This is a genomic window from Pantoea sp. B270, assembly GCF_018726825.1.
Taxonomy (GTDB): domain Bacteria; phylum Pseudomonadota; class Gammaproteobacteria; order Enterobacterales; family Enterobacteriaceae; genus Pantoea; species Pantoea dispersa.
In genome coordinates, this window is record NZ_JAHCSX010000001.1 from 271,565 (window position 1) to 297,537 (window position 25,973).

At 57.3% G+C, this 25,973-nt stretch carries 22 protein-coding genes and 7 tRNA genes; 2 read left to right on the forward strand and 27 right to left on the reverse strand.

Going from position 1 to position 25,973, the window contains the following annotated elements:
• Positions 1-7 precede the first annotated feature (7 nt).
• The 7 genes from mrdA to leuS form a co-directional block, all read right to left on the reverse strand.
• The gene (gene mrdA / locus KOL70_RS01355) at positions 8-1,912 is read right to left on the reverse strand and encodes a peptidoglycan DD-transpeptidase MrdA (protein ID WP_021508584.1); all 1,905 of its coding nucleotides are present in this window, start codon (positions 1,910-1,912) and stop codon (positions 8-10) included.
• 34 nt (positions 1,913-1,946) lie between these two features.
• Complete coding sequence (gene rlmH, locus KOL70_RS01360; protein ID WP_058757899.1) at positions 1,947-2,417, reverse strand: 23S rRNA (pseudouridine(1915)-N(3))-methyltransferase RlmH; 471 nt, start codon at positions 2,415-2,417, stop codon at positions 1,947-1,949.
• A 3-nt stretch (positions 2,418-2,420) separates the two neighbouring features.
• On the reverse strand, positions 2,421-2,738 hold the full coding sequence (gene rsfS / locus KOL70_RS01365) for a ribosome silencing factor (RefSeq protein ID WP_021508582.1): 318 nt from the start codon (positions 2,736-2,738) through the stop codon (positions 2,421-2,423).
• Between the two features lie 92 nt (positions 2,739-2,830).
• Positions 2,831-3,475, reverse strand: coding sequence for a nicotinate-nucleotide adenylyltransferase (nadD, locus tag KOL70_RS01370; RefSeq protein ID WP_021508581.1), 645 nt, complete (start codon positions 3,473-3,475; stop codon positions 2,831-2,833).
• The gene (gene holA / locus KOL70_RS01375) at positions 3,468-4,499 is read right to left on the reverse strand and encodes a DNA polymerase III subunit delta (protein WP_021508580.1); all 1,032 of its coding nucleotides are present in this window, start codon (positions 4,497-4,499) and stop codon (positions 3,468-3,470) included. Before holA ends, nadD begins: the two co-directional genes overlap by 8 nt.
• A complete protein-coding gene (gene lptE, locus KOL70_RS01380) occupies positions 4,496-5,095 on the reverse strand; it encodes an LPS assembly lipoprotein LptE (RefSeq protein WP_021508579.1) in 600 nt (199 codons plus the stop codon). The genes holA and lptE overlap by 4 nt, the downstream gene beginning before the upstream one ends.
• A gap of 14 nt (positions 5,096-5,109) precedes the next feature.
• Positions 5,110-7,692 carry a leucine--tRNA ligase gene (gene leuS, locus KOL70_RS01385; protein WP_058769436.1) on the reverse strand — a complete coding sequence of 861 codons (2,583 nt, stop codon included), beginning with the start codon at positions 7,690-7,692 and terminating at the stop codon, positions 5,110-5,112.
• A 221-nt stretch (positions 7,693-7,913) separates the two neighbouring features.
• Here leuS and KOL70_RS01390 point away from each other — a divergent pair, with 221 nt between their 5' ends.
• A complete protein-coding gene (locus KOL70_RS01390) occupies positions 7,914-8,396 on the forward strand; it encodes a zinc ribbon-containing protein (RefSeq protein ID WP_021508577.1) in 483 nt (160 codons plus the stop codon).
• Positions 8,397-8,833: 437 nt separating this feature from the next.
• Here KOL70_RS01390 and KOL70_RS01395 read toward each other — a convergent pair whose 3' ends face one another.
• From KOL70_RS01395 to miaB, 9 genes are all read right to left on the reverse strand, one after another.
• Positions 8,834-9,559, reverse strand: a complete 726-nt coding sequence (locus KOL70_RS01395; protein WP_058757895.1) for an amino acid ABC transporter ATP-binding protein — start codon at positions 9,557-9,559, stop codon at positions 8,834-8,836.
• Positions 9,560-10,237: a glutamate/aspartate ABC transporter permease GltK gene (gltK, locus tag KOL70_RS01400; protein ID WP_152391251.1), complete on the reverse strand. Its 678-nt coding sequence runs from the start codon at positions 10,235-10,237 to the stop codon at positions 9,560-9,562.
• Positions 10,237-10,977, reverse strand: a complete 741-nt coding sequence (locus KOL70_RS01405; protein ID WP_021508574.1) for an amino acid ABC transporter permease — start codon at positions 10,975-10,977, stop codon at positions 10,237-10,239. Before KOL70_RS01405 ends, gltK begins: the two co-directional genes overlap by 1 nt.
• Before the next feature lie 161 nt (positions 10,978-11,138).
• Entirely contained in the window at positions 11,139-12,032 is an 894-nt protein-coding gene (locus KOL70_RS01410) for a glutamate/aspartate ABC transporter substrate-binding protein (RefSeq protein WP_021508573.1), read from the reverse strand.
• 436 nt (positions 12,033-12,468) lie between these two features.
• Positions 12,469-13,995 carry an apolipoprotein N-acyltransferase gene (lnt, locus tag KOL70_RS01415; RefSeq protein WP_215480104.1) on the reverse strand — a complete coding sequence of 509 codons (1,527 nt, stop codon included), beginning with the start codon at positions 13,993-13,995 and terminating at the stop codon, positions 12,469-12,471.
• A gap of 4 nt (positions 13,996-13,999) precedes the next feature.
• Positions 14,000-14,881 (reverse strand): CNNM family magnesium/cobalt transport protein CorC, encoded by an 882-nt coding sequence (gene corC, locus KOL70_RS01420; RefSeq protein ID WP_021508571.1) that lies wholly within the window; start codon positions 14,879-14,881, stop codon positions 14,000-14,002.
• 82 nt (positions 14,882-14,963) lie between these two features.
• The gene (gene ybeY / locus KOL70_RS01425; protein WP_010616134.1) at positions 14,964-15,437 is read right to left on the reverse strand and encodes an rRNA maturation RNase YbeY; all 474 of its coding nucleotides are present in this window, start codon (positions 15,435-15,437) and stop codon (positions 14,964-14,966) included.
• Positions 15,434-16,507, reverse strand: coding sequence for a PhoH family protein (locus tag KOL70_RS01430; RefSeq protein WP_058757893.1), 1,074 nt, complete (start codon positions 16,505-16,507; stop codon positions 15,434-15,436). The genes ybeY and KOL70_RS01430 overlap by 4 nt, the downstream gene beginning before the upstream one ends.
• A 205-nt stretch (positions 16,508-16,712) precedes the next feature.
• Complete coding sequence (gene miaB, locus KOL70_RS01435) at positions 16,713-18,137, reverse strand: tRNA (N6-isopentenyl adenosine(37)-C2)-methylthiotransferase MiaB (protein ID WP_021508568.1); 1,425 nt, start codon at positions 18,135-18,137, stop codon at positions 16,713-16,715.
• A 482-nt stretch (positions 18,138-18,619) separates the two neighbouring features.
• On the opposite strand from miaB, the gene ubiF reads away from it, so the two are divergent.
• A complete protein-coding gene (gene ubiF, locus KOL70_RS01440; RefSeq protein ID WP_021508567.1) occupies positions 18,620-19,792 on the forward strand; it encodes a 3-demethoxyubiquinol 3-hydroxylase in 1,173 nt (390 codons plus the stop codon).
• 106 nt (positions 19,793-19,898) lie between these two features.
• On the opposite strand, the gene KOL70_RS01445 is transcribed toward ubiF, so the two are convergent.
• The 11 genes from KOL70_RS01445 to nagA all read right to left on the reverse strand — a co-directional run bounded on the left by KOL70_RS01445 (position 19,899) and on the right by nagA (position 25,958).
• A tRNA-Gln gene (locus tag KOL70_RS01445) sits at positions 19,899-19,973 on the reverse strand.
• A gap of 28 nt (positions 19,974-20,001) precedes the next feature.
• Positions 20,002-20,076: transfer RNA gene (locus tag KOL70_RS01450), tRNA-Gln, on the reverse strand.
• A gap of 7 nt (positions 20,077-20,083) precedes the next feature.
• Positions 20,084-20,160 (reverse strand) — tRNA-Met (locus tag KOL70_RS01455).
• A 29-nt stretch (positions 20,161-20,189) separates the two neighbouring features.
• Positions 20,190-20,264: transfer RNA gene (locus KOL70_RS01460), tRNA-Gln, on the reverse strand.
• Positions 20,265-20,298: 34 nt separating this feature from the next.
• A tRNA-Gln gene (locus KOL70_RS01465) sits at positions 20,299-20,373 on the reverse strand.
• 21 nt (positions 20,374-20,394) lie between these two features.
• A tRNA-Leu gene (locus KOL70_RS01470) sits at positions 20,395-20,479 on the reverse strand.
• A gap of 7 nt (positions 20,480-20,486) precedes the next feature.
• A tRNA-Met gene (locus KOL70_RS01475) sits at positions 20,487-20,563 on the reverse strand.
• Positions 20,564-20,779: 216 nt separating this feature from the next.
• Positions 20,780-22,447, reverse strand: a complete 1,668-nt coding sequence (gene asnB, locus KOL70_RS01480) for an asparagine synthase B (RefSeq protein WP_058757891.1) — start codon at positions 22,445-22,447, stop codon at positions 20,780-20,782.
• Positions 22,448-22,786: 339 nt separating this feature from the next.
• The gene (locus KOL70_RS01485; protein WP_021508565.1) at positions 22,787-23,539 is read right to left on the reverse strand and encodes an HAD-IIA family hydrolase; all 753 of its coding nucleotides are present in this window, start codon (positions 23,537-23,539) and stop codon (positions 22,787-22,789) included.
• Positions 23,540-23,581: 42 nt separating this feature from the next.
• The gene (locus KOL70_RS01490) at positions 23,582-24,802 is read right to left on the reverse strand and encodes an N-acetylglucosamine repressor (protein ID WP_021508564.1); all 1,221 of its coding nucleotides are present in this window, start codon (positions 24,800-24,802) and stop codon (positions 23,582-23,584) included.
• Between the two features lie 7 nt (positions 24,803-24,809).
• The gene (nagA, locus tag KOL70_RS01495) at positions 24,810-25,958 is read right to left on the reverse strand and encodes an N-acetylglucosamine-6-phosphate deacetylase (RefSeq protein ID WP_152391560.1); all 1,149 of its coding nucleotides are present in this window, start codon (positions 25,956-25,958) and stop codon (positions 24,810-24,812) included.
• Between the last annotated feature and the right edge of the window lie 15 nt (positions 25,959-25,973).

Sequence of the window (25,973 nt, forward strand, 5' to 3'; positions counted from 1 at the left end):
GACATCGTTATTCACCTTCGTAGCCGGGCGGCATGGGTGCGGCTTCTGGCAGCACGGTATTGTTGTCGCCCAGCATTATGTGGTCGAGAATCTGGCGCATCACGGTGCCTACCGCCGGGCCGGCACCGCCGTTTTCCAGAATCATGGTGACGGCGACGCGCGGCTTGTCGTACGGCGCGAAGGCGGTCATCAGCTTATGGTCACGCAGCCGTTCGGCAATCTTGTGCGCGTTGTAGGTCTCATTCTCTTTCAGGCCAAACACCTGTGCGGTACCGGATTTCGCCGCAATCTTGTATGGTGCGTCGGCAAAGCTTTTGTGCGCGGTACCGTTGGCGCGGTTGGCCACGCCATACATGCCGTCTTTGGCGATCTCCCAGTAGCCGGAATGAATGTCGCCAATCGGCGCATCCGGCGGCTGGCGATACGGCACCATGCTGTTGCCTTCACGGGTGGCGCGCAGCAGGTGCGGCACTTTAATCACGCCGTCGTTAATCAGGATCATCAGCGCTTTGTTCATCTGCACCGGCGTCGCCGTCCAGTAGCCCTGGCCGATACCGACCGGAATGGTATCGCCCTGATACCACGGCTTCTTGAAGCGTTTCATCTTCCATTCGCGCGTCGGCATGTTGCCGGGGCTCTCCTGCGGCAGGTCGATACCGGTACGGTGGCCGTAGCCGAATTTGGTCATCCACTCCGACAGGCGGTCGATGCCCATGTCATAGGCCACCTGATAGAAGAAGGTATCCGCTGACTCTTCCAGCGATTTAGTGACGTTGAGGCGACCGTGGCCCCACTTTTTCCAGTCGCGGTAGCGTTTTTCCGAGCCCGGCAGCTGCCACCAGCCCGGATCGAACAGGCTGGTATTACGGTTGATCACGCCGGCACTGAGCGCTGAGACCGCCACATAAGGTTTAACCGTGGAGGCTGGTGGATACGATGCCTGCAGCGCACGGTTATACAGCGGGCGGTTCTCATCGCCGAGCAGCGCCTTATAATCTTTACTCGAAATACCATCGACAAACAGATTCGGATCGTAACTGGGTGTGGAGACCAGCGCGAGAATCTCACCGGTGCGCGGATCGCTCACCACCACGGCGGCGCGGCTGCCGGTCAGCAGGGTTTCGATGTACTGCTGTAGCTTGAGATCGATGGTCAGCCAGATATCGCGTCCGGCCTGCGGTGACTGCTCATGCAACTGACGGATCACGCGACCGCGGTTGTTGACTTCCACCTCTTCGTAACCGGTTTTGCCGTGCAGCACATCTTCGTAATAGTTTTCGATGCCGAGCTTACCGATATCGTGGGTGGCTGCGTAGTTCGGCCATTTGCCTTCTTCATCAAGGCGCTTGACGTCACGATCGTTGATTTTCGAGACGTAGCCCACCACGTGCGTCAGCGTCTGGCCGTAAGGGTAGTAGCGGCGCTGGTAGCCTTTCACTTCCACGCCCGGGAAACGGTACTGGTTCACTGCAAAGCGCGCGACCTGCACTTCATTCAGGCCGGTTTTGACCGGAATCGAGGTAAAGCGGCGCGAGCGCTTGCGCTCTTTTTCAAACGCATCGATATCGTCGTCGGTCAAATCCAGCACCGGCCGCAGATCCTGCAGCGTCTGCTTCAGGTCATCGACTTTTTCCGGCACCAGCTCGGCCTGGTAAATGGTGCGATTGAGCGCCAGCGGTACACCGTTGCGGTCATAGATGATGCCGCGGCTGGGGGCGACCGGCACCAGTTTGATGCGGTTTTCGTTTGAACGGGTGCTGTAGTCGTCGAAGCGCAGGATCTGCAGATGATACAGATTGACCACCAGCACGCTGGAGAGCAGCAGGATGCCGACAAAGGCCACCAGGGCGCGGCGGACAAACAGTTTCTGTTCGGCAGTGTAATCGCGAAAAGCGTTGCTCTGTAATTTCATCCGCTGCGTTTATTGTCTGGAGGTTGTCAGGCGTTTATTCACGGTGATAAGGGTGATTAGTGGTAATACTCCAGGCACGATACAGGCTTTCCGCCACCAGCACACGCACCAGCGGATGCGGCAGCGTTAACGCGGACAGTGACCAGCTCTGCTCGGCTGCCGCTTTACACGCCGGTGCCAGGCCTTCCGGCCCACCAATCAGCAGGCTGACATCACGCCCGTCCAGCTTCCAGCGCTCTAACTGCTGCGCCAGCTGCGGCGTTTCCCACGGCTGTCCGGGAATATCCAGCGTCACAATGCGGTTGCCTTTGCCCACCGCCGCCAGCATCGCTTCACCCTCTTTTTCCAGAATGCGTTTGATGTCGGCGTTTTTGCCACGTTTACCGGCCGGCACTTCAGTCAGCTCAAACGGCATATCTTTGGGAAAGCGACGCAGGTACTCCATGAAACCGGTCTGAACCCAGTCGGGCATTTTGGTGCCGACGGCGACAAGCTGCAGTTTCAACGTTTAGCTCCAGAGCTTTTCCAGCTCATACAGCTGGCGGCTCTCTTCCTGCATCACGTGCACGATCACTTCACCGAGATCGACCACAACCCAGTCAGCAGCCGCTTTGCCGTCGACGCCGAGCGGTTTCAGGCCTGCCGCGCGCGATTCCTGCATCACATGGTCAGCGATGGAGGAGACGTGACGGTTGGAGGTCCCGGTACAGATAATCATGCAATCGGTGATACTGGATTTGCCCTGCACATCAATCGCAACGATGTCCTGGCCTTTGAGATCATCAATCTTATCAATAACGAACTCTTGGAGTGCTTTGCCTTGCAAAAGGTTCCCCTTAAAAACAGGTGATTATGGGCAGGCTGAATGCCCCGGAAAACGCAGCCAAAAATGAAGCGGCGCAGTATAGCACGCGGCGATCAATCGCGATATAAGCCCGCGCGATCGATGTAGTCGATCACCGCCGCTGGCAGCAGATCGGCGCAGTCCTGGCCGTGATGGCGGCGCTGGCGAATCTCAGTGGCAGAAATGTCGAACAGCGGCGTGTCGGCCAGCCAGATGTGGCCTGCCGGTGCGCGATGCAGCTGCTGCACTTCATGCGCGCGGTGCGCATCCAGCCACTGCTGCATCTCTGGCGTAGCCATCTGCGCGGCGTAGCCTGGACGCTGACAAACCAGCAGGTGACACAGCGACAGCAGTTCCTGCCAGCGATGCCATTTTCCTAACGTTAGCAGAGAATCCTGACCGATGATAAACCCCAGGGGCTGTTGTGCACCGCGCTCGGCGCGCAGGGTTTCCAGCGTGTCCACCGTCCATGACGGCGTGGTGCGCGTCAGCTCGCGCGTGTCGATATCAAACAGCGGACGATCGGCAATGGCGCAGCGCAGCATCGCCACGCGCTGTTGTGCGCTGGCTTCCGGCTGCGGCCGGTGCGGCGGCACGTTGTTCGGCAGCAGCGTCACTTTTTGCAGGCCAACCTGCTGCGCCAGCGCGGTGACCGGACGCAGATGGCCGAAATGAATTGGATCGAAAGTGCCGCCAAACAGCGCGTAAAGGTCAGACATCAGTTAAACCCAGCGGAAAATCACGATGGCACAGCAGCAATGACAGCGTCTCCAGCTGCGGCCACAAATTCTGACCGTAGTCCTGCTTCATGGTCAGTTCGAGTTGAGCCAGCAGATGCACCGCTTGCTGCAGCCGTTGCGCATCCAGTCGCTGCAGCGCTTCAGTGAACAGGGCACGGCGGTTCTGCCAGATACGCTGTTGATCCATCAGCGTACGCAGCGGCTGCTTCGCCTGCTGGCGTTGCAGCTGCAGTAGCGTCAGCAGATCGCGCTGCAGCGTGCGCAGCAGAATCACCACTTCGCTGTCCTCTTTTTGCAACTGACGCAAAATGTGCAGCGCGCGTTTGCTCTTGCCGGCCAGCAGCGCATCAACCCAGTGAAACGGCGTGAAATGCGCGGCATCGTTCACCGCTTCTTCCACGCGGGGCAGCGTCAGTTTGCCGTCCGGCCACAGCAGCGACAGCCGCTCCAGCGCCTGGGCCAGCGCCAGCAGATTACCTTCATAACAGTAGCAGAGCAGCTGAATTGCCGCGTCATCAATACTCAGCTGCAGGGCTTTCGCGCGGGCGGCCACCCAGCGCGGCAGCTGCGCCTGTTCCGGCGTCTGGCACGGCACCAGCACCGCACTGGCGCTGAGCGCTTTGAACCACGCGCTGTTTTCCTGCGCTTTGGTCAGCTTCGCCATCCGCAGCACCAGCATGATGTCGCTGTGCAGCAGCGCCGCCAGTTTCACCAGCTGTTCGGCGATGGCGGCGTTGGGGCCGTTTTCCGGCAGTTGCAGCGTCAGCGTCTGGCGCTGTGTGAACAGGCTCAGCGACTGACAGCTGGCGAAAATCGCCTCCCAGTCAGTCTGCGCATCAACGCTGACGGAAAAATGCTCGTCGAAGCCCTGCTGAGCGGCGGCAGCGCGGATGGCATCTGCGCTCTCCTGAATCAGCAGGGGTTCATTACCGGTGAGAAAATAACAGGCGCGCAGCCCCTCTCGAAGCTGCGCGCGCAGTTGCTCAGGATAGATCCTGATCATTGCAGACTGGTGGCTGACGAGGAGGGCACTTCCGGTGAGTCCGCGCCTGGCGCAATCACTTCAGGTTGCGGCAGCGTCTCTTTGTTGCTCTCCTGCGCGGCGTGTACCGTCAGCAGTTTACGCACCAGCTGCTCGGCGGCACGCTGACGCATCTCCTGCACAATCATATCCTGCTCGGCATCCTTCGCCAGCGCGGCGTTCGGGTTGTCGAAGAACGAACGGTACACCGTGGTGCTGATCGGATAAATGCCTTTACCCGGCAGCAACACCTGCGCGCTGACGGTCATTACCAGCGAGTATTCGGCGGTGGTGCCGCTGATGAATACCGACGCAGTATCGCGTCCCTGGCTCTCCGCGCCGAGACGCAGCGTCGGGTATTGCGCACTGGCCGCTTTGCTGTCTTCAACGATTTTGACATCGTTGATGCGCAGCTGCTGACGCACGGTGCGCGCCAGCGGGCCATACGGATCGCCGCTCTGGACGATCAGCGTTTTCATTTCCGGTGGCACCTGCGTGGTGCCGCGCGGATGAAAACCACAGCCGGCAGTGACCAGCACTGCCAGCAGGACAAACAGCCTGATAACGAGTTGTCGCACAGTTCCTCCTGAACTTAACCTACGACCAGGTTAAGCAGTTTGCCAGGGACATAAATCACTTTACGAAGGGTGACGCCATCCAGATATTTCGCCACCAGATGCTCCTGTGCCGCACGCGCCTGCACCTGCTCCTGCGTCGCATCCGGCGCTACGGTAATTTTACCACGCACTTTACCGTTGACCTGCACCACCACCAGCAGCGAATCCTCTACCATTGCCGCTTCATCGGCAACCGGCCAGCTGGCGTCGTCGATGCTGCCTTCGCCACCCAGTGCCTGCCACAGCACGTAGCTGGCGTGCGGGGTGAATGGATAGAGCAGGCGCGTTACGGCGACCAGCGCTTCCTGCATCAGGGCGCGATCCTGTTCGCTCTCCTGCGGCGCGCGCAGCAGTTTGTTCATCAGCTCCATGATCGCCGCAATAGCGGTGTTGAAGGTCTGACGACGGCCGATGTCATCCGCCACTTTGGCGATGGTTTTGTGCAGATCGCGACGCAGCGCTTTCTGCTCATCGTTGAGCGCGTTGACATCCAGCGCCACGGTCGCGCCTTTAGCCACGTGATCGTACGCCAGCTTCCACACGCGTTTCAGGAAGCGGTTAGCGCCTTCCACGCCTGACTCCTGCCACTCCAGCGTCATTTCCGCCGGGGAGGCAAACATCATGAACAGACGCACGGTATCTGCGCCGTAGCGCTCAACCATCAGCTGCGGGTCGATGCCGTTGTTTTTGGACTTCGACATTTTGCTCATGCCCGCGTAGATCACTTCGCGGCCCTGATTGTCGATGGCTTTGGTGATGCGGCCTTTTTCGTCGCGCTCGACGTTAACGTCAACCGGTGAAACCCAGTTGCGCTCGCCGTTGGCGCCGACGTAGTAGAAGGCGTCTGCCAGTACCATGCCCTGACACAGCAGGCGTTTGGCCGGCTCGTCAGAGTTGACCAGGCCCGCGTCGCGCAGCAGCTTGTGGTAGAAGCGGAAATACATCAGGTGCATGATGGCGTGTTCGATACCGCCCACATACTGATCGACCGGCAGCCAGTAGTTCGCTGCCGCCGGATCCAGCATGCCTTCGTTGTAGTTCGCACAGGTGTAACGCGCGTAGTACCACGATGATTCCATAAAGGTGTCGAAGGTGTCGGTTTCACGCAGCGCCGGCTGACCGTTAACGGTGGTTTTCGCCCACTCCGGATCGGCTTTGATTGGGCTGGTGATACCGTCCATGACCACGTCTTCCGGCAGAATTACCGGCAGCTGATCTTCTGGCGTTGGCATTACGGTGCCATCTTCCAGCGTCACCATCGGAATGGGCGCACCCCAGTAGCGCTGGCGTGACACACCCCAGTCGCGCAGGCGATAGTTCACTTTACGCACGCCGACGCCTTTGGCCGCCAGCGCATCGGCGATAGCGTTGAAGCCGGCGTCGTGGTCCAGACCGTCAAACTCGCCCGAGTTGAACAGCGTGCCTTTTTCGGTCATCGCCGCGGCGCTGATATCCGGCGCGGTACCGTCGAGGTTGAGCACCACCGGCTTGATGTTGAGATCGTATTTGGTGGCGAATTCCCAGTCGCGCTGGTCATGACCCGGTACGGCCATCACGGCACCGGTGCCGTACTCCATCAGCACGAAGTTAGCGACCCAGACCGGAATCTCTTCGCCCGTCAGCGGATGGATAGCGTGCAGGCCGGTGGCCATGCCTTTCTTCTCCATCGTGGCCATGTCCGCTTCGGCGACTTTGGTGTTGCTGCATTCAGCAATGAAGTCAGCCAGCGCCGGGTTGTTGACGGCAGCCTGGCGCGCCAGAGGATGACCGGCTGCCACGGCGACATAAGTTGCCCCCATGAAGGTGTCCGGACGGGTGGTGTAAACCGTGACTTTTTCCGCGCTGTTGGCCACGTCAAAGGTGATCTCGACACCTTCAGAACGGCCAATCCAGTTGCGCTGCATGGTCTTGACCTGCTCCGGCCAGTCTTCCAGCTTATCGAGGTCGTTGAGCAGTTCTTCGGCGTAATCGGTGATTTTCACGAACCACTGCGGGATCTCTTTGCGTTCGACTTTAGTGTCGCAGCGCCAGCAGCAGCCATCGATCACCTGTTCGTTCGCCAGTACGGTCTGGTCGTTCGGGCACCAGTTGACCGCGGAGGTTTTTTTGTAGACCAGACCTTTTTCGTACAGTTTGGTGAAGAACCACTGTTCCCAACGGTAATACTCAGGCTGACAGGTCGCCAGTTCGCGACTCCAGTCATAGCCGAAGCCCAGCAGTTTCAGCTGGTTTTTCATGTATTCGATGTTGTCGTAGGTCCAGGGTGCTGGCGCAGTGTTGTTTTTCACCGCCGCCCCTTCAGCGGGCAGGCCAAAGGCATCCCAGCCAATCGGCTGCAGGACGTTTTTGCCCAGCATGCGCTGGTAGCGCGCAATCACATCGCCAATGGTGTAATTACGCACGTGGCCCATGTGCAGGCGGCCAGAAGGATAGGGCAGCATAGACAGGCAGTAGTATTTCTCTTTGCCTTCCTGCTCGGTCACTTTGAAGGTTTCGTTTTCGTCCCAGTGCTGCTGGACGCGGGATTCTATCTCTTCCGGGCGGTATTGCTCTTGCATGGCTGCCTGTGGTCCTTGTGAAATCGTTTTTTAAACACTTTTGATCCGCATAGCATACCCATAAGGCCGCCCCTCAACAACAATTGACGCCCTTCGGCGGCGTGATTTGTGCCGAATGCGCCAGCGCTTTCACCCTTTTGCGATTTCCTCTGCGCTAAGCGCAGCAAATATGGCAAAGCGGCTAAACTTAACTCAGCATCCGCAGCGGAAAGGAGAACAAAATGAATAATGTGGCGCAGGAGTATCGTGCAACCGTAGCAGCATTAACCCAGCGGCTGGAGCGTGGCGAGCGTGATGTCGACGCACTGGTCGCCGAGGCGCGCAGCGCGCTGCTGCAGAAACAGACGCTGACCACCGCCGAAGTCGACGAGGTCATGCGCGCGGTGCGACGCGATTTGCATGAGTTCGCGCTCAGCTATCAGGAATCCAGCGAAGCGCTCGGCGATTCAGTGTTTCTGCGGGTGATTCGTGAAAGCCTGTGGAAAGAGCTGGCCGATATCACTGATAAGAGCCAGCTGGAGTGGCGCGAAGTGTTTCAGGATCTGCGGCATCACGGCGTGTATCAGAGCGGCGAAGTGGTGGGACTGGGTAACCTGGTGTGTGAAAAGTGCGGCTTTACCCGGGCGATTTACACCCCGGAGAGCCTGACGCGCTGCCCGGAGTGCGGCCACGATCAGTTCCAGCGTCAGCCGTTTGAGCCCTGAATTATCACCGTGATCTGAAGCAAAAAAAGTATTGCTGCTGAAGGCGTGCGGACTGTCAGAAGGGAACCTGAACACGCCCGGATCGGCAAAACCCGCATCCCTGCGTGCCTCGACACGCGGCATCCCTGCCGCGTGACGTCCGGCTTAGTTCAGGATCCCTTCTGCCGTAAAAAAGCAGATGCGGCGGTATGCGCGCATTTAGTTACCGCGATGATGAAACTTAATGGTGCGCAAGGCATAGTGACTTGCGGCAGCCTCCGCGCCAGGGAAGGCGCGGCGGCAGGCTCCAGGAGGATTCATGCCGGTGCGGCAAGACGCTATGCCTTGCGCAGTCGGGTACCACATCACAGCAGCAATATATCGATTTTGGTGAAGTGCAGGCGGGGGCAAGATAAGCCCTGACGCTGGCGGTCCGTGGACCGCCAGAATTGTGAGTATTAGTGCAGGATTTTCGCCAGGAAGTCTTTGGCACGGTCGGACTGCGGATTGCTGAAGAAGTCATCCTTGTTGGTGTCTTCAACGATCTTTCCTTCGTCCATAAAGATGACGCGATTCGCCACTTTGCGTGCAAAGCCCATCTCGTGCGTCACCACCATCATCGTCATGCCTTCGTTGGCTAACTCCACCATGACGTCCAGCACTTCGTTGATCATCTCCGGATCCAGTGCGGAAGTCGGTTCATCGAACAGCATGGCGATAGGATCCATGCACAGCGCACGGGCGATGGCGACGCGCTGCTGCTGACCGCCAGACAGCTGACCAGGGAATTTCTCCGCATGCGCCGCCAGACCCACGCGCTTCAGCAGGGCAAGGCCCTTATCGCGCGCGGCAGTTTTGTCGCGCTTCAGCACTTTCACCTGCGCCAGCACCAGGTTATCAATGATGCTGAGATGCGGGAACAGTTCGAAGTGCTGGAACACCATGCCCACTTTACTGCGCAGTTGGGCGAGATTGGTTTTTTTGTTGTTCACCTCGGTACCGTTCACCTGAATGCTACCCTGCTGCACAGGCTCCAGCCCGTTCACCGTTTTAATCAGCGTCGATTTACCCGAGCCGGACGGTCCGCAGACCACCACTACTTCACCTTTCTTCACTTCGGTGGAGCAGTCGGTCAGCACCTGAAAGTGCCCATACCACTTAGAAACATTTTTCAGGCTAATCATTTAAACCGTCCTTTTTCTTTTCAGATAACTCACCAACAGCGAAGCGCTCAGGCTGATCACGAAGTAGACCAGACCGGCAAACAGAACCATTTCTACCTGGGTACCGTCACGTTCACCGATGGTGGACGCGGTGCGGAAGAAGTCCGCCAGGCTTAACACATACACCAGCGAGGTGTCCTGGAACAGCACGATGCCCTGCGTCAGCAGCAGCGGCACCATGGCGCGGAACGCCTGTGGCAGGATGATCAGCTTCATCGACTGCCACTGCGTCATACCCAGCGCCAGCGCCGCGTTGGACTGGCCGCGCGAGATGCTCTGGATACCGGCGCGGATAATCTCCGAGTAGTAAGCGGCTTCAAACAGCGCAAACGCCACCATGGCGGAGATCAGCCGGATATCGGTTTTTGGCGACAGCCCAAGCACCTGCTGCAGGAAGCTGGGAACCACCAGATAGAACCACAGCAGCACCATCACCAGCGGCACCGAGCGGAACAGGTTCACGTACAGTTTGGCGAACCAGCGGACCGGGGCGAACGCGGACAAGCGCATCACCGCCAGAATGGTGCCCCAGATAATGCCAAACACTACCGCCACCGCCGTGATTTTCAGCGTAATGATCATGCCGTTCAGCAGATAGGGCAGGCTGGGCGGAATCGAACTCCAGTCAAAATCGTACATTATTTGCCTCCCAGGTTGCCGGGCAGGCGGATTTTGCGTTCTACCAGACTCATAATCAGCATGATCACCAGGTTAATACCGACGTAGGCCAGGGTGATAGCGGTGAAAGATTCATAGGCATGCGCCGAGTAATCCAGCAGCTTGCCCGCCTGCGCCGCCAGGTCGACCAGACCGATGGTAGAGGCGATGGCGGAGTTCTTCACCAGGTTAAGCATTTCCGAGGTCATCGGCGGCACAATCACGCGGTAGGCGTTAGGCAGCAGCACGTAGCGGTAGGTCTGCGGCAGCGTCAGGCCCATCGCCAGACCGGCGTTTTTCTGGCCGCGCGGCAGCGACTGAATCGCGGCGCGCACCTGCTCACACACGCGTGCGGCGGTGAACAGACCGAGACAGATGGTTGAAGAGAGGAAAAACTGGATGTTCGGGTCCAGTTCAGCCTTAAACCACATGCCGAGCTTCTCCCCGACCAGTTCTGGCGCCACCAGATACCAGAAGAAGAACTGCACGATCAGCGGGATATTACGAAACAGCTCCACGTAGCAGGTGCCAATCGTGGACAGCCAGCGATTAGGCACGGTACGCAGAATGCCAAAGAAGGAACCTACCAGGAAGGCGATAATCCAGGCGCAGCAGGAGACCGCGACGGTCACCTGAAATCCGGACCACAGCCAGCCGAGGTAAGTCGTATTGCCGAACGGAGCCTGCTGTAAAAAGATGCCCCAGTTCCAATCGATACCCATAACGAGCTCCGGTAAAAAAAGGGTAGCGAGGCTACCCATAAGATTGTTGAGCGGTGTCTTGTGTCCTGCTTCAGGGGAACGGCCTGTTACAGTCTGTCTGTCCGCACCGCGTGTTCAGCAATCGAGAGGGCAGCAGTGCCGCCCTTGTTTTCATTGTTAATTCAGAGTGCTTTGTCGTTCGGTGCTTTAAACAGCGCCTGCATGTCAGAAGACAGCTCGAAGTTCAGGTTCAGGTTCTTCGGCGGAATTGGCTGTTTGAACCAGGTATCGAACCATTTGGTGGCTTCACCCGACGTCTGCGCTTTGGCGATGGTGTCATCCATCAGCTGTTTAAACGGCGCATCGTCTTTACGCAGCATGCAGCCGTAGGCTTCTTTGGACTGCGGCGTACCAGTGATTTCCCAGTTATCCGGTTTCTTCGCCTTGGCACGTTCACCGGCCAGCAGCGCGTCATCCATCATGAAAGCCACTGCGCGACCGGTTTCCAGCGTGCGGAACGAGTCACCGTGATCTTTCGCGCTGATGATGCGCATATCCATTTTCTTCTCGTCATTCAGCTTGCGCAGCAGAATCTCAGAAGTGGTGCCCGAGGTGACGACCACGGTTTTGCCTTTCAGATCGGCGAAGTCTTTGATGTCGCCGCCTTTCTTCACCAGCAGACGCGTACCGATGATGAAGATAGTGTCAGAGAACGCCGCCTGCTGCTGACGCTCTACGTTATTGGTGGTCGAGCCACACTCGAAATCGTAGGTGCCGTTCTGCAGCAGCGGAATACGGTTTTGTGAGGTGATCGGCAGCATTTTGACCTGCAGATCCGGCTTATTCAGTTTCGCTTTGATGGCGGCAACAATGGCGTTGGAGTAGTCCTGCGAATAGCCCACCACTTTCTGCTGGTTGTCGTAGTAAGAAAAGGGAACGGATGACTCACGGTGCCCCACGACAATCACGCCACTATCATTGATTTTTTTCAGGGTGCCGGTGAGATCTTCCGCCTGGGCCGCGCCCGCTGCTGCGCCCAACAGCAGAAGCGATAATGCCACTTTGCGAATCTGCATGTTCCTACTCCTTCGTGTGAATGTTGCGCAGAACATAAACTGCGCAGATTGTGATGTTGTGTGTATTTCCTGCTGCTTTTTTAATTATCCCTTAGCGCAACTGCGCGCAGGATAGTGATTAACATAGCGAATTGTTAACGTAATGAAACAAAAAAGTTCGTTTTTTGCGAGCCGCTCCGCACCAATAAGAGGCAAAAAACGGCCTCTGCGCCAATTAAGTGCGCTTCGGTGCCAGATAATGGTGCGCAAACAGGGCATTACGCTGACAAATCACCGATGTTGCTAAAACCACTGAAATAATTAGCAATGATCGTGCCAGTACGCGGAGAGCGAGCAAAAAGGCAGCAGAAAGTGGCTGTGACTAAGGAGAAAGGGAGCGGAAAACTGCGCAGAAAAAAGGCGAAGCCTGCGCTTCGCCTGGTGAGAGGGCGGGATATCAGGCGCGGCGGCGTAAAATCGCCAGCACGATGCCCGCCAGCGTCAGCAGCCATACCGGCCAAATACCGACGCGTGCATACGGCGTTTCCCCGCTGGCAGGCGTGACTGTTGCGCTCAGCACTTCGCGGGTGAACTGCGGGATGATGTTCTCCACGTCTCCCTGCGCATTCACCACTGCGGTAACACCGTTGTTCGTTGAGCGCAGCAGCGGGCGACCCAGCTCCAGCGCACGCATGCGTGCCATCTGGAAATGCTGCCACGGACCAATCGAATGACCGAACCAGGCATCGTTCGACACCGTCAGCAGGAAGTTGGTGTCCGGACGGAAGTTAGCGCGCACCTGTTCGCCCAGCACGATCTCATAGCAAATAGCGCTGGTGAGATTATAGCCCGCCACTTTCAGCTGCGGCTGCAGGTAGGCGCCACGGCTGAACGAGGACATCGGCAGGTCGAAGAACGGAGCCAGCGGACGCAGCAGACCTTCCAGCGGCACAAACTCGCCAAACGGCACCAGATGGTTTTTCTGGTAGCGGTTGCGGCTCTGATAGCTGTAAGGCTGCGCGCCGCCCAGCACAATCACCGAGTTGTAATCGTGATAGCGGTTATCGCTCTCAACGCGCGAATCAACAATGCCGGTGATCAGCGTGCTGCCGCGCGCGCGCAGTTCGTCATCCAGCGCATGCAAAAACGGCTGCTGATTACTCTCCAGATCGGTAATTGCCGACTCCGGCCAGATGATGATTGGCGTTTTGCCGATAAACGGCTTGCTGTATGCGGTATAGACGCGCAGCGTGGTCAGCAGCTGCTGCGGATCCCACTTCATCGACTGCGGAATATTGCCCTGCACCATCGCTACATTGACGCTGCGCTGCGGCAGCGGCTGATACCACTGCAGCATCCGCAGTGGCCACGGCAGCAGCAGCAGCGCGACGGCGATAATCAGGTTTTTCACGCTGCGGTGGTAGCAGGCTGAGGCCAGCAGGCCGGCAATCACCATCAGCAGGAAGGTGATGGTTTCCACGCCAGCCAGCGGCGCCAGGCCTTTCAGCGGCCCATCGATCTGGCTGTAGCCAAACTGCAGCCACGGAAAGCCGGTCAGCACCCAGCCGCGCAGAAACTCGGTGATCTGCCACAGCGCCGGTGCCGCCAGCGCCATGCGCCACAGCGTGGCTCGTGGCCAGAAGCGGTTCAGCAGCAGGGCAAACAGCAGCGGGTAGAGCGCCAAATAGGCGGCGAGCAGCACCACGAGGAACACATTGACCGGGCCGGGCATGCCGCCAAACGTCGCAATGCTGACGTACACCCAGTTGATGCCGCTGCCGAACAGGCCAAAGCCCCAGGCAAAACCGATGCCTGCCGCCTGCGCGCTGCGGCGATCCAGCAACAGCAGCTGCAAACCGGCCAGAGAGAGCAGGGCGGCGGGCCAGAAATCATATGGGGAAAAGGAAAGGGTGCCCGCGGCACCCAGAATTAACGCCAGCAGCAGGCGAACCCGCTGCTGCGAGTAGAGAGAGGCTAATGCCATAAAATTATTCGTCTTCCAGTTGCGGTTGCGGAGAGTCTTCCGGAATTTTCACATGCACCTGGATGATACGGCGGCTGTCAGCCATCGCAACTTTGAATTGGTAACCCTCAATGTCGATGCTTTCACCGCGCGCCGGCAGATGGCCGAATCCCTGCATCACCAGACCGCCAATGGTATCGACTTCGTCATCGCTGAAATCGCTACCAAATACCTCATTGAAATCCTCAATCGGCGTCAGCGCACGCACCGTATAGGTGTGGCGGTTGAGCTGACGGATATCGCGATCTTCTTCGTCGTCATATTCGTCTTCAATTTCGCCGACGATCAGCTCAAGAATATCTTCGATGGTCACCAGTCCGGAGACACCACCGAACTCATCAATGACGATTGCCATATGATAGCGCTGCGAGCGGAACTCTTTGAGCATGCGATCGACGCGCTTGCTCTCAGGCACCACCACGACCGGGCGCAGCACTTTTTCCATGCTGAATGGCTCGGCGCTGCTGCTCATAAACGGCAGCAGATCTTTCGCCATCAGAATGCCTTCAACATGGTCTTTATCTTCGCTGATTACCGGGAAGCGCGAGTGGGCAGATTCAATAATCACTGCCAGGCACTCTTCAAGGCTCTGGTTGCGCTTCAGGGTAATCATCTGCGAGCGCGGGATCATAATGTCGCGCACGCGCTGTTCGGCAATATCCAGCACCCCTTCCAGCATGTCGCGGGTGTCCTGGTCGATCAGCTCTTTTTGCTCAGAATCGCGGATCAGCCCCAGCAGTTCGTCACGGTTTTTGGGTTCGCCGTGGAAAAGCTGATTGATTAACAGGGAGAAAAAACCCTTTTTACTACTGGGTGCGTCGTTGTTTTGAGAATGGTCGTCGCTCATGGCGTTTTTATTTAGTTCTCTCGAATGAGGGAAAGGAACTGCCGGCATCCTCGCCAGCAGCGCAATGTCCTGAACCGGCGGTTCAGGCGTCTTCTTTTTCCGAAATGTACGGATCGGGATAGCCAAGAGCAAGCATTATCTCGGTCTCGAGCGCTTCCATCTCTTCAGCTTCCTCGTCTTCAATATGGTCATAACCCAGCAGATGCAGCGTGCCGTGAACCACCATGTGTGCCCAGTGCGCTTCAGGGCTTTTGCCCTGCTCGGCCGCTTCCTGCTCAACAACCTGACGACAAATAATCAGGTCGCCCAGCAGCGGCAGCTCAATGCCCGGCGGTGCTTCAAACGGAAACGACAGCACGTTAGTCGGCTTATCTTTGCCGCGATAAGTCAGATTAAGCTCATGACTCTCCGCTTCATCGACCAGCCGTATCGTGACTTCGCTCTCAGGCTGAAACGGAGTGACCGCCGCCTCCAGCCAGCGCTGAAATGCCGCTTCTGCGGGCAGGCCGTTTTCATCGGCACACGCCAGCTGCAAATCTAAAATCACCGTGCTCATGAAGGCTCCTGCGGCGTCGGCTGGCTGGCAGTTTGTGCCGCCTGCGCCTCACGCTTACGCTCTTCCGCCAGTTTATCACGGCGTTTCTGGTCCGCTTCTTCCCAGGCTTCATAAGCATTAACAATGCGTGCGACCACCGGATGACGCACCACGTCTTCGCTGTGGAAAAAGTTGAAGCTGATCTCTTCCACATTGGCCAGCACTTCGATGGCGTGGCGCAAACCGGATTTGGTGCTGCGCGGCAGGTCAATCTGCGTCACGTCACCGGTAATCACCGCTTTGGAGTTGAAGCCGATACGCGTCAGGAACATCTTCATCTGTTCGATGGTGGTGTTCTGGCTCTCATCGAGAATCACGAATGCGTCATTCAGCGTACGGCCGCGCATATAGGCCAGCGGCGCCACTTCAATCACGTTGCGCTCCATCAGCTTCTCGACGCGCTCGAAGCCCAGCATTTCAAACAGGGCGTCATACAGCGGACGCAGGTAAGGATCGACTTTCTGACTGAGATCGCCGGGCAGGAAGCCGAGCTTTTCGCCGGCTTCGACCGCCGGACGCGTCAGCAGAATACGGCGAATCTCCTGCCGCTCCAGCGCATCCACTGCAGCGGCGACCGCCAGATAGGTTTTCCCGGTCCCGGCCGGCCCAATGCCGAAGGTGATGTCATGATCGAGAATATTGGCGATGTACTGCGCCTGGTTTGGCGTACGCGGTTTAATCACGCCGCGCTTAGTCTTGATGTTTACCGCTTTACCGTACTCCGGCACGCTGTCAGCCGTCTGCTCCAGCACGCGACTCTCTTTGATCGCCAGATGGATCTGATCCGGTTCAATGTCGGGGATCTGGCCGCGCACCGGCGCGGTATCAACGTACAGCGAACGCAGAATATTGGCGGCCGCCTCGACACTCAGCGCACGGCCAACCAGCTTAAACAGGTTGTCGCGGCGATTGATCTCAATGCCCAGACGGCGTTCCAGCTGTTTAACGTTGTCATCAAACGGACCGCACAGGCTCATCAGTCGACGATTGTCTGCCGGTTCAAGGGCGATTTCACGAGTTTCGATATTCAAATGAATCCTTTGGGTCACTCAGGGCCAGTTGAAAGAAATAGCAGATACCGCACGCCAGGCGTCAGCATCTTTACGGAATTATTTATGGGGTCGCGCCCGGGCGCAAGCTTCAGGGGAGATATTTGGGCGGCAGCTGCGGAAAGCAAGGGCTGCGGGATGAAACAGGCGACAGCGCGTTGTGCGCTGTCGCTCAGTAATCGCGGTCTCAAGGTTGATACAGGCCCACGCCGATCTCATCCTCTTTACGCGTACGCGCAATCACCGATGCCGGACTCTCCGCGACGCGCAGGCCCATCTCCTCTTCGGTGCGAACCACGACGCCACGCAGCGAATTGGTATAAACATCGACGATTTCGACATCAACAAATTTACCGATCATGCGCACGTCGCCTTCGAAGTTGACCACGCGGTTGTTTTCGGTACGGCCGGTCAGCTCCATCACATTCTTACGTGAGGTGCCTTCCACCAGAATACGCTGAACGGTACCAAGCATGCGGCGGCTCCATGCCATCGCCTGCTGATTGATGCGATCCTGCAAAATGTACAGACGCTGCTTCTTCTCCTCTTCCGGCACGTCGTCCGGCAGATCGGCCGCCGGCGTCCCCGGACGCGCCGAGTAGATAAAGCTGAAGCTGGTGTCGAAATTAACTTCGCCGATCAGCTTCATGGTCTGCTCGAAATCCTGCTGGGTTTCGCCCGGGAAGCCAATGATGAAATCTGAACTGATCTGGATATCCGGGCGCGCGGCCACCAGCTTGCGGATAATCGCTTTGTACTCCAGCGCAGTGTGCGCTCGCTTCATCAGCGTCAGAATACGATCGGCACCGCTCTGCACTGGCAGGTGCAGGAAGCTGACCAGCTCCGGCGTATCACGATAAACGTCGATGATGTCGTCGGTGAACTCAATCGGATGGCTGGTGGTGAAACGTATCCGGTCAATCCCGTCAATCGCGGCCACCAGACGCAGCAGCTCGGCAAAGGTACAAATCTGGTCGTCAAAGGTCGCGCCGCGATAAGCGTTGACGTTCTGCCCCAGCAGATTCACTTCACGCACGCCCTGGGCTGCGAGCTGGGCAACTTCCAGCAGGATGTCATCGCAGGGACGGCTCACTTCCTCGCCGCGCGTATAAGGCACCACGCAGAAAGTGCAATACTTATTGCAGCCTTCCATGATCGAGACAAAAGCCGTAGGCCCTTCAGCGCGCGGCTCCGGCAGGCGATCAAACTTTTCGATTTCCGGGAACGAGACGTCAACAATCGGACTCTTGCTGCCGCGCACCTGATTAATCATCTCCGGCAGACGGTGCAGCGTCTGCGGGCCAAAAACGATGTCCACGCACTGCGCGCGCTGGCGAATTTTATCGCCCTCCTGCGAAGCCACACAGCCGCCCACGCCAATAATCAGCTCAGGATTCTTCGCCTTCAGCTTCTTCCAGCGTCCCAGCAAGTGAAACACTTTTTCCTGCGCCTTCTCACGGATGGAGCAGGTATTCAGCAGCAGAACGTCTGCGTCTTCGGCTTCCTCCGTCAGGGTATAGCCGTGCGTGCTGTTCAGTAGGTCAGCCATCTTCGATGAATCATATTCGTTCATCTGACAGCCCCAGGTTTTGATATGCAGTTTTTTGGTCATTGAACTAGCCATTGATTCTGAGCAGAGAAGTGCAGGGCGCGTATTGTAATGCTTTGGCGCGGGTGTGACCAGCATGCCCGTCATACTTCGCACGCCAGGTGCGTTGGCTGCGCGCGGCTCCCCCGGTCACTTACTGATGTAAGCTCCCGGGGAGATCCTTGCTTGCCGCCTTCCTGGCGTACGAATTATTTAGGGCATGATGCCCGGTTATATTTCACACGCCAGGTGCGTTGGCTGCGCGCGGCTCTCCCGGTCACTTACTGATGTAAGCTCCCGGGATGATCCTTGCTTGCCGCCTTCCCGGCGCACGAATTATTTTGGGCATGATGCCCGGTTATATTTCACGCGACAGGTGCGTTAAACATGCACGGCTGAAGCACAAGATTAGCAGGGCTTTTCTGCTGGTGCGGTAAATTTCCGGTACACTTTGCCCCATAGAGTGCTGCCGCAAGGCGTCACGGCAATCAGAAGGATAAGAGTCGATGCAGGATTCACAGTTTGATGTGGTGGTAGTGGGCGGCGGCATGGTCGGTGCCGCGCTGGCCTGTGGTCTGGCGCAGCAGCAGTTTCGCGTGGCGGTGATTGAACGTGCCGAGCCGGCCGCGTTTGACGCCAGCCTGGCGCCGGATATACGCATCTCCGCCATTGGTGCGTCATCGGTGGCGCTGCTGCGCCAGCTCAATGTCTGGCCGCGTGTCCAGGCGATGCGCAGCGCGCCCTACCGCAAGCTGGAAACCTGGGAGTGGCAAAGCGCGCACGTCACCTTTGACGCCGCTGCACTGGGCATTCCCGAGCTGGGCTATATGGTGGAAAACAGCGTGCTGCAGCGCGCGCTGTGGGAGCAGATGCAGCAGGATGGCGTAACGCTGCTGTGTCCGGCTTCACTGCAGGCGCTGCAGGCGCACAGCGGCGGCTGGCAGCTACAGCTGGATGACGGGAGCACGCTGGATAGCCAGCTGGTGGTGGGGGCCGATGGTGCTAATTCGCGCGTGCGCCAGCTGGCGGGTATCGGCGTGCGCGGCTGGAACTATGCGCAATCCTGCATGCTAATCAGCGTTGAGTGTGAACACGAGGCCGGCGATGCCACCTGGCAGCAATTTACGCCGGACGGACCGCGCGCGTTTCTGCCGCTGTTCGACCGCCACGCTTCGCTGGTGTGGTACGACGCGCCGGCGCGGATCCGTCAGCTGCAAAATCTGCCGCTCAGCCAGCTGGCCAAAGAGGTGCAGACTAATTTCCCGGCGCGCGTCGGCCGCTTCGAGGTGAAGAACGCGGCGTCGTTCCCGCTGGTGCGTCGCCATGCCACGCGCTATGTGCTGCCGGGCCTGGCGCTGGTCGGTGATGCTGCGCACACCATCAATCCGCTGGCCGGGCAGGGGGTTAATCTCGGCTACCGGGATGTGGATGCGCTGATTGATACGCTGGTGGATGCGCGCAGCCAGGCGCAGCGCTGGGCATCGCTGCCGGTATTGCAGCGTTATCACCGCCAGCGCTACAAAGATAACTTGCTGATGCAGGGTGGTATGGATCTGTTCTACTTCGCCTTTAGCAACGCGCTGCCGCCGCTGCGTGTGGTGCGTAACCTTGGACTGATTGCGGCAGAGAATGCTGGCGTGCTCAAGCGTCAGGTGCTGCGTTACGCGCTGGGGTTGTAAACTCACCGGGCGCCGCAATCGTGGCGGCGCTATCTGTTGTATAAGGCGTGAAATTCAGGAATGACAAAAACAACAAAGCCCGCAAAAGCGGGCCTGTTGTGCAATTTGGCTGGGGTGCAGGGATTCGAACCCCGGAATGCCGGAATCAGAATCCGGTGCCTTACCGCTTGGCGACACCCCAATAGGTGTTTGGTCAAATTGTCTTTGTATGGCTGGGGTGCAGGGATTCGAACCCCGGAATGGTGGAATCAGAATCCACTGCCTTACCGCTTGGCGACACCCCAATTTGTTTGGTGGCTACGACGGGAATCGAACCTGTGACCCCATCATTATGAGTGATGTGCTCTAACCGACTGAGCTACGTAGCCAGATTGTACTGCTTTACTGCGCCCGATGATGGCTGGGATACCTGGATTCGAACCAGGGAATGCCGGTATCAAAAACCGGTGCCTTACCGCTTGGCGATATCCCATTCGTCGACTCGTATCCACGAGAGTGCATCGGATTGGCTGGGGTACCTGGATTCGAACCAGGGAATGCCGGTATCAAAAACCGGTGCCTTACCGCTTGGCGATACCCCATCCGGCTGCCGAAGACTGAAATGGTGCGGGAGGCGAGACTTGAACTCGCACACCTTGCGGCGCCAGAACCTAAATCTGGTGCGTCTACCAATTTCGCCACTCCCGCAAAAAGATGGTGGCTACGACGGGAATCGAACCTGTGACCCCATCATTATGAGTGATGTGCTCTAACCAACTGAGCTACGTAGCCATCTTTTTTCGCGTTACCTTCATCGGCGTTGCGGGGCGCATTATGCGTATTGAGCTTTGTAGCGTCAACAAATTTTTTGCCGTTTTTTGCCTTAACGCGCCTGTTTGTCTGGCTTGTAACCAGGCTGATGATTTATTCGGCAATTTTCGATCGTATCCGCGTCAGATGCAAGAAAAAGGGGCCACAATGGGCCCCTTATACGCACAAAGAAAATGCTTATTTGTACGCTGACTGATGCACGCCTACCGCACGTCCTGACGGATCGTCCATCGATTTAAACGCTTCATCCCACTCAATGGCTTTCGCCGACGAACAGGCCACGGAGGGACCGCCCGGCACGCACTCTGCCGCGCTTGGCAGTGGGAACAGCTCCTCAAAGATCTCGCGGTACAGATACGCTTCTTTCGAGGTTGGCGTGTTGTGCGGGAAGCGGAAATGTGCGGTCGCCAGCTGCTGCTCGCTAATCTGCTTCGCCGCCACTTCTTTCAGCGTGTCAATCCAGCTGTAGCCTACGCCATCAGAGAACTGCTCTTTCTGACGCCACGCCACGCTCTCCGGCAGGTAAGAGGAGAAACACTCACGCAGAATGTGTTTTTCCATTTTGCCGTTGCTGCCGCACATTTTGTCTTCCGGGTTGATGCGCATCGCGACATCAAGGAATTTTTTATCAAGGAACGGCACACGTGCTTCCACGCCCCACGCCGACATCGCTTTGTTAGCGCGCGCGCAGTCAAACATGTGCAGTGCCAGCAGCTTACGCACGTTTTCTTCGTGGAACTCCTGGGCGTTCGGTGCCTTGTGGAAGTAGAGGTAACCGCCAAACACTTCATCCGCACCTTCACCGGACAGCACCATTTTGATGCCCATCGCTTTGATTTTACGCGACATCAGATACATTGGCGTCGACGCGCGAATGGTGGTCACATCGTAGGTTTCGATGTGGTAAATCACATCGCGGATCGCATCCAGACCTTCCTGCACGGTGAAGTGAATTTCATGGTGCACGGTACCGAGGTGATCGGCCACCGCCTGCGCCGCTTTCAGATCCGGCGATCCTTCCAGACCGACGGCAAACGAGTGCAGCTGCGGCCACCATGCATCGCTCTTGTCCTGATCTTCCACTCGTTTGGCGGCATAGCGCTTGGTCACCGCAGAGATGATGGAAGAGTCGAGTCCGCCGGACAGCAGCACGCCGTACGGTACGTCTGACATCAGGTGACTCTTCACTGACTCTTCCAGCGCGTGCTTCAGGCCAGCGGCATCGGTGGTGTTTTGCGCCACGGCGGCAAAATCCATCCAGTCACGCTGCCAGTAACGACGGATTTCGCCATCGGTGCTGGAGAGGTAGCTTCCCGGCGGGAATTCTTTGATGCTGCGGCACACCGGCACCAGCGCTTTCATTTCAGAAGCAACATACAGGTTGCCGTGCTCATCGTTGCCCATATAGAGCGGAATAATACCGATGTGATCGCGGCCAATCAGATACTGCTGTTTGACGCTGTCCCACAGAATGAAGGCGAACATGCCCTGCAGGTCGTCGAGGAAGTCGAGGCCTTTTTCCTGATACAGCGCGAGGATGACTTCGCAGTCTGAACCCGTCTGGAACGCGTAGCGATCGCTCAGTTCCGCGCGCAGCGCCTGGTGGTTATAAATTTCGCCGTTAACAGCCAGTACGTGGGTGTGATCCGCGTTGTACAGCGGCTGGGCGCCGTTGTTCACGTCAACGATGGACAGGCGCTCGTGCACCAGAATGGCTTTCTCATCAGCGAAGACGCCTGACCAGTCCGGGCCGCGGTGACGCATCAGACGGGAACATTCCAGCGCTTTCTTGCGCAGTTCAACAGGATCGGTCTTCAGATCCAGCACACCAAAAATCGAACACATAACTGACTCCTGATCTCACCCTGTGGCGATGTTATTGACTTGTTTGTCCGGCAGCCTGCGCTGCGTGATGTATAAGAAAATGCGCTAATTGATGGTGGTAACGCAAGCGAAATCACCAAATACTGATAAAAAGATTGTTGGCGTGAAGTAATGTTGAGTTTTATTCAAAAAATTAACGATTAAATTAGATGGTGTCTAATGAATTGTCAGAGGTGATGGTTTTGTGCGCAACCGATGAGATCGCGTCAGCGGCTGAATCACAGCGGTAAGCCAGACACATAAAAAAGCCCTGCACACCGTAACGGCGAGCAGGGCCATAAGCAGACAGCATGACGCTAATCAGAACAGGTCGATATCAGCCACGGAAGGGTAGATCCAGTCCGGACGGAACGGCATGGCGTCGATATCGCTCAGCGTAGAGACGCCGGACAGCACCAGAATGGTTTCCAGACCGGCCTGGAAGCCAGCCAGAATATCGGTGCGCAGGTTATCGCCCACAATCACCGTCTCTTCTGAATGCGCATGCATTTTATTCAGTGCGGCGCGCATGATGTAAGGGCTGGGCTTACCGACATAAAACGGTTTGCGGCCGGAGATGGTTTCGATACCGGCACAGAGCGCGCCACAGGCCGGCACAAAGCCGCGTGCGTGGGTATCAGGATTGGTCGCGATAAAACGCGCACCGTTAGCCACAAAGAAGGCGGCTTTATGCATCATCTCCCAGTTAAACGATCGCGTCTCGCCGACGATCACGAAATCCGGGTTGACGTCAGTGATGGTAAATCCGGCTTTGTACAGTTCGTGAATCAGCGCGCCTTCGCCAATCACGTAGGCTTTTTTACCCTCCTGACGACGCAGGAAATCCGCGGTGGCCATGGCGGAGGTGTAAAACACCGAATCCGGGATGTCGACGCCAGCGTTGGCAAAACGGTTGGCCAGATCCTGCGCGGTTTGTGACGGATAGTTGGTCAGCACCACCAGCGGCATCTCTTTTTCCAGAATGCGCTGCAGGAATTCGTTTGCGCCTTTCACGGCGGTATTGTCGTGCATCAACACGCCGTCGATGTCACAGATTACGCTTTTGATGGTCATAGATGGCTTCCGGTCGGGCCTGCCAGACGGCAGGCTTCTCTATTATTCTTCCAGCAGGTGCTGCAGCAGAATGCCATTCAGCATAGCGCGTTTTGCCAGCGCGAAAGCGCCAATCGCCGAGCGATGGTCCAGCTCAGACCTTACCACCGGCAGATTTTTACGAAACGCATTCAGCGCCTGGGTATTGATGCAGCCCTCTATCGCCGGGAACAGCACTTTATCGGCATCAGTAATTTCGCCGGCCAGCACCACTTTTTGCGGGTTAAACAGGTTGATGGCGATGGCGATGGCTTTACCGAGATAGCGGCCAACGTATTCGATCACTTCGCAGGCCAGCGCGTCGCCCTGATTGGCGGCGCGGCAGATTTGCGGCATCTGGCAATCATCCAGCGTCAGGCTGCTGGGATAACCCTGGTTGAGCAGGTGGCGCACGCGGTTCTCAATCGCGCCGTTGGCGGCGATGGTTTCGAGGCAGCCAAAGTTGCCACAGTGGCAGCGTTCGCCGAGCGGATCGACCTGAATGTGGCCAATCTCACCTACGTTGCCATTGCTGCCGAGAAAAATGTGGCCGTTGGCGATGATGCCGGCACCGGTGCCGCGGTGTAAACGCACCAGAATGGAGTCAGCACAGTCGCGGCTTGCACCGAAATAGTGCTCAGCCAGTGCCAGGCTGCGGATATCGTGGCCGACAAAACTGGTGACGTTAAAACGTTTTTTCAGGCTGGCCACCAGCGGCCAGTGGCTGACAGCGATGTGCGGCATATAGCGAATGATGCCGTTAATCGGGTCGACCAGGCCTGGCAGGATAACTGCAATGGCGATCAGCTCATGAATTTTACGCTGGTGCGCGCTCATAAAGGCACTGATGGCGTTGAACAGCGCGTTTTCCAGCGTCTCCTGCGTGCGCTCTGGCAGCGGATAATCTTCCTGCGCCAGCGATTTTCCGCTGAGATCGAACAGCGTCAGCGTGGCGTCATTACGCCCCAGCCGTACGCCGATAGTGTGAAAATGGCGGGTTTCAGTGATGATGGAGATGGCGCGGCGCCCACCGGTGGAGGCCTGTTGCTCCACCTCTTTGATGAGGCCGCGTTCGATAAGCTGGCGGGTAATTTTGGTGACGCTGGCGGGCGCAAGCTGGCTGAGTTCGGCAATCTGAATACGCGAAATCGGCCCCTGTTGATCAATCAGCCGGTAAACAGCTGCACTGTTAAGTTGTTTGACAAGATCGACATTTCCTATTTGAGTCTGGCCGCCAGTGGTCATTCAGTACTTACTCGCTGAGGACGTTGTCTCCGTTGACGAACGTCTTAGTGATTTGATAATCGCGGGTAAAGACAGTGAGGTTGGCGACTTTTCCTGCTTCCACCGTACCAAACTGCTTTTCCACACCCATTGCCCTTGCCGGATACAGGGTCGCCATGCGCAGCGCTTCGTCCAGCGCGATACCACAATGTTCCACGCTATTCTGCACCGCTTCAATCATCGTCAGCGCAGATCCGCTCAGGGTACCGTTCTCATCTACGCACAGGCCGTCGCGATAGTATATTGTTTTACCTGCAAAAATGAATTGATCAATCGACGCACCGGCCGGCGCGGTGGCATCGGTCACCAGCACCAGTTTGTCGCCTTTGATTCGTTTTGCATTGCGCACGTTAGCGTAATTGACATGTAAACCGTCTGCAATAATGCCGCAGTATACATCAGGCGAATCAAACAGCGCACCGATAAGACCTGGCTCACGACCGCTAAAGGCGCTCATGGCGTTATACAGGTGGGTGGCAAAAGTGACGCCCGCGCCGATGCCCGCTTTGGCTTCGGCATAGGTGGCATTGGAGTGACCGGACGACACAATAATCCCGGCGTCACGCAGCTGGCGAATCACCGCGCTGCCCGCATTTTCCGATGCCAGCGTAACTTTGGTGATGACGTCAGCGTTGGCGCACAGGAAATCCACCAGCTCCGCATCCGGCAGACGAATCAGCTGCGGATTATGAGTGCCTTTCTTCTCTTTATTCAGCCACGGCCCTTCCAGATGCAGGCCCAGCGCCTGATTCTGATGCTTCGCCAGGTAAGCGCGCATGGTTTCAATCGCACGCTTCATCAGTTCATCACTGCTGGTAATCAGCGTCGGTAAATAGCTGGTGCAGCCGGATTTTTCATTGGCACGCTGCATGATTTCCAGCGTTTCCACGCTCAGGGCATTGATGTCATCGTTGAACTGCACGCCGCCGCAGCCGTTGAGCTGCAGGTCGATAAATCCGGGAGCGATGAACGCACCAGCCACATCCTGTTGTGGAATCGCGGCGTCCAGCGCATCGCGCAGGCAGACACGCTCAATCAGACCATTGGCAATCACCACGGCGTGATTGTCCAGAACTTCATGACCGGTAAAAATCCGGCCGTTAACTAATGCGTACATCATCTCTTCTCCCGG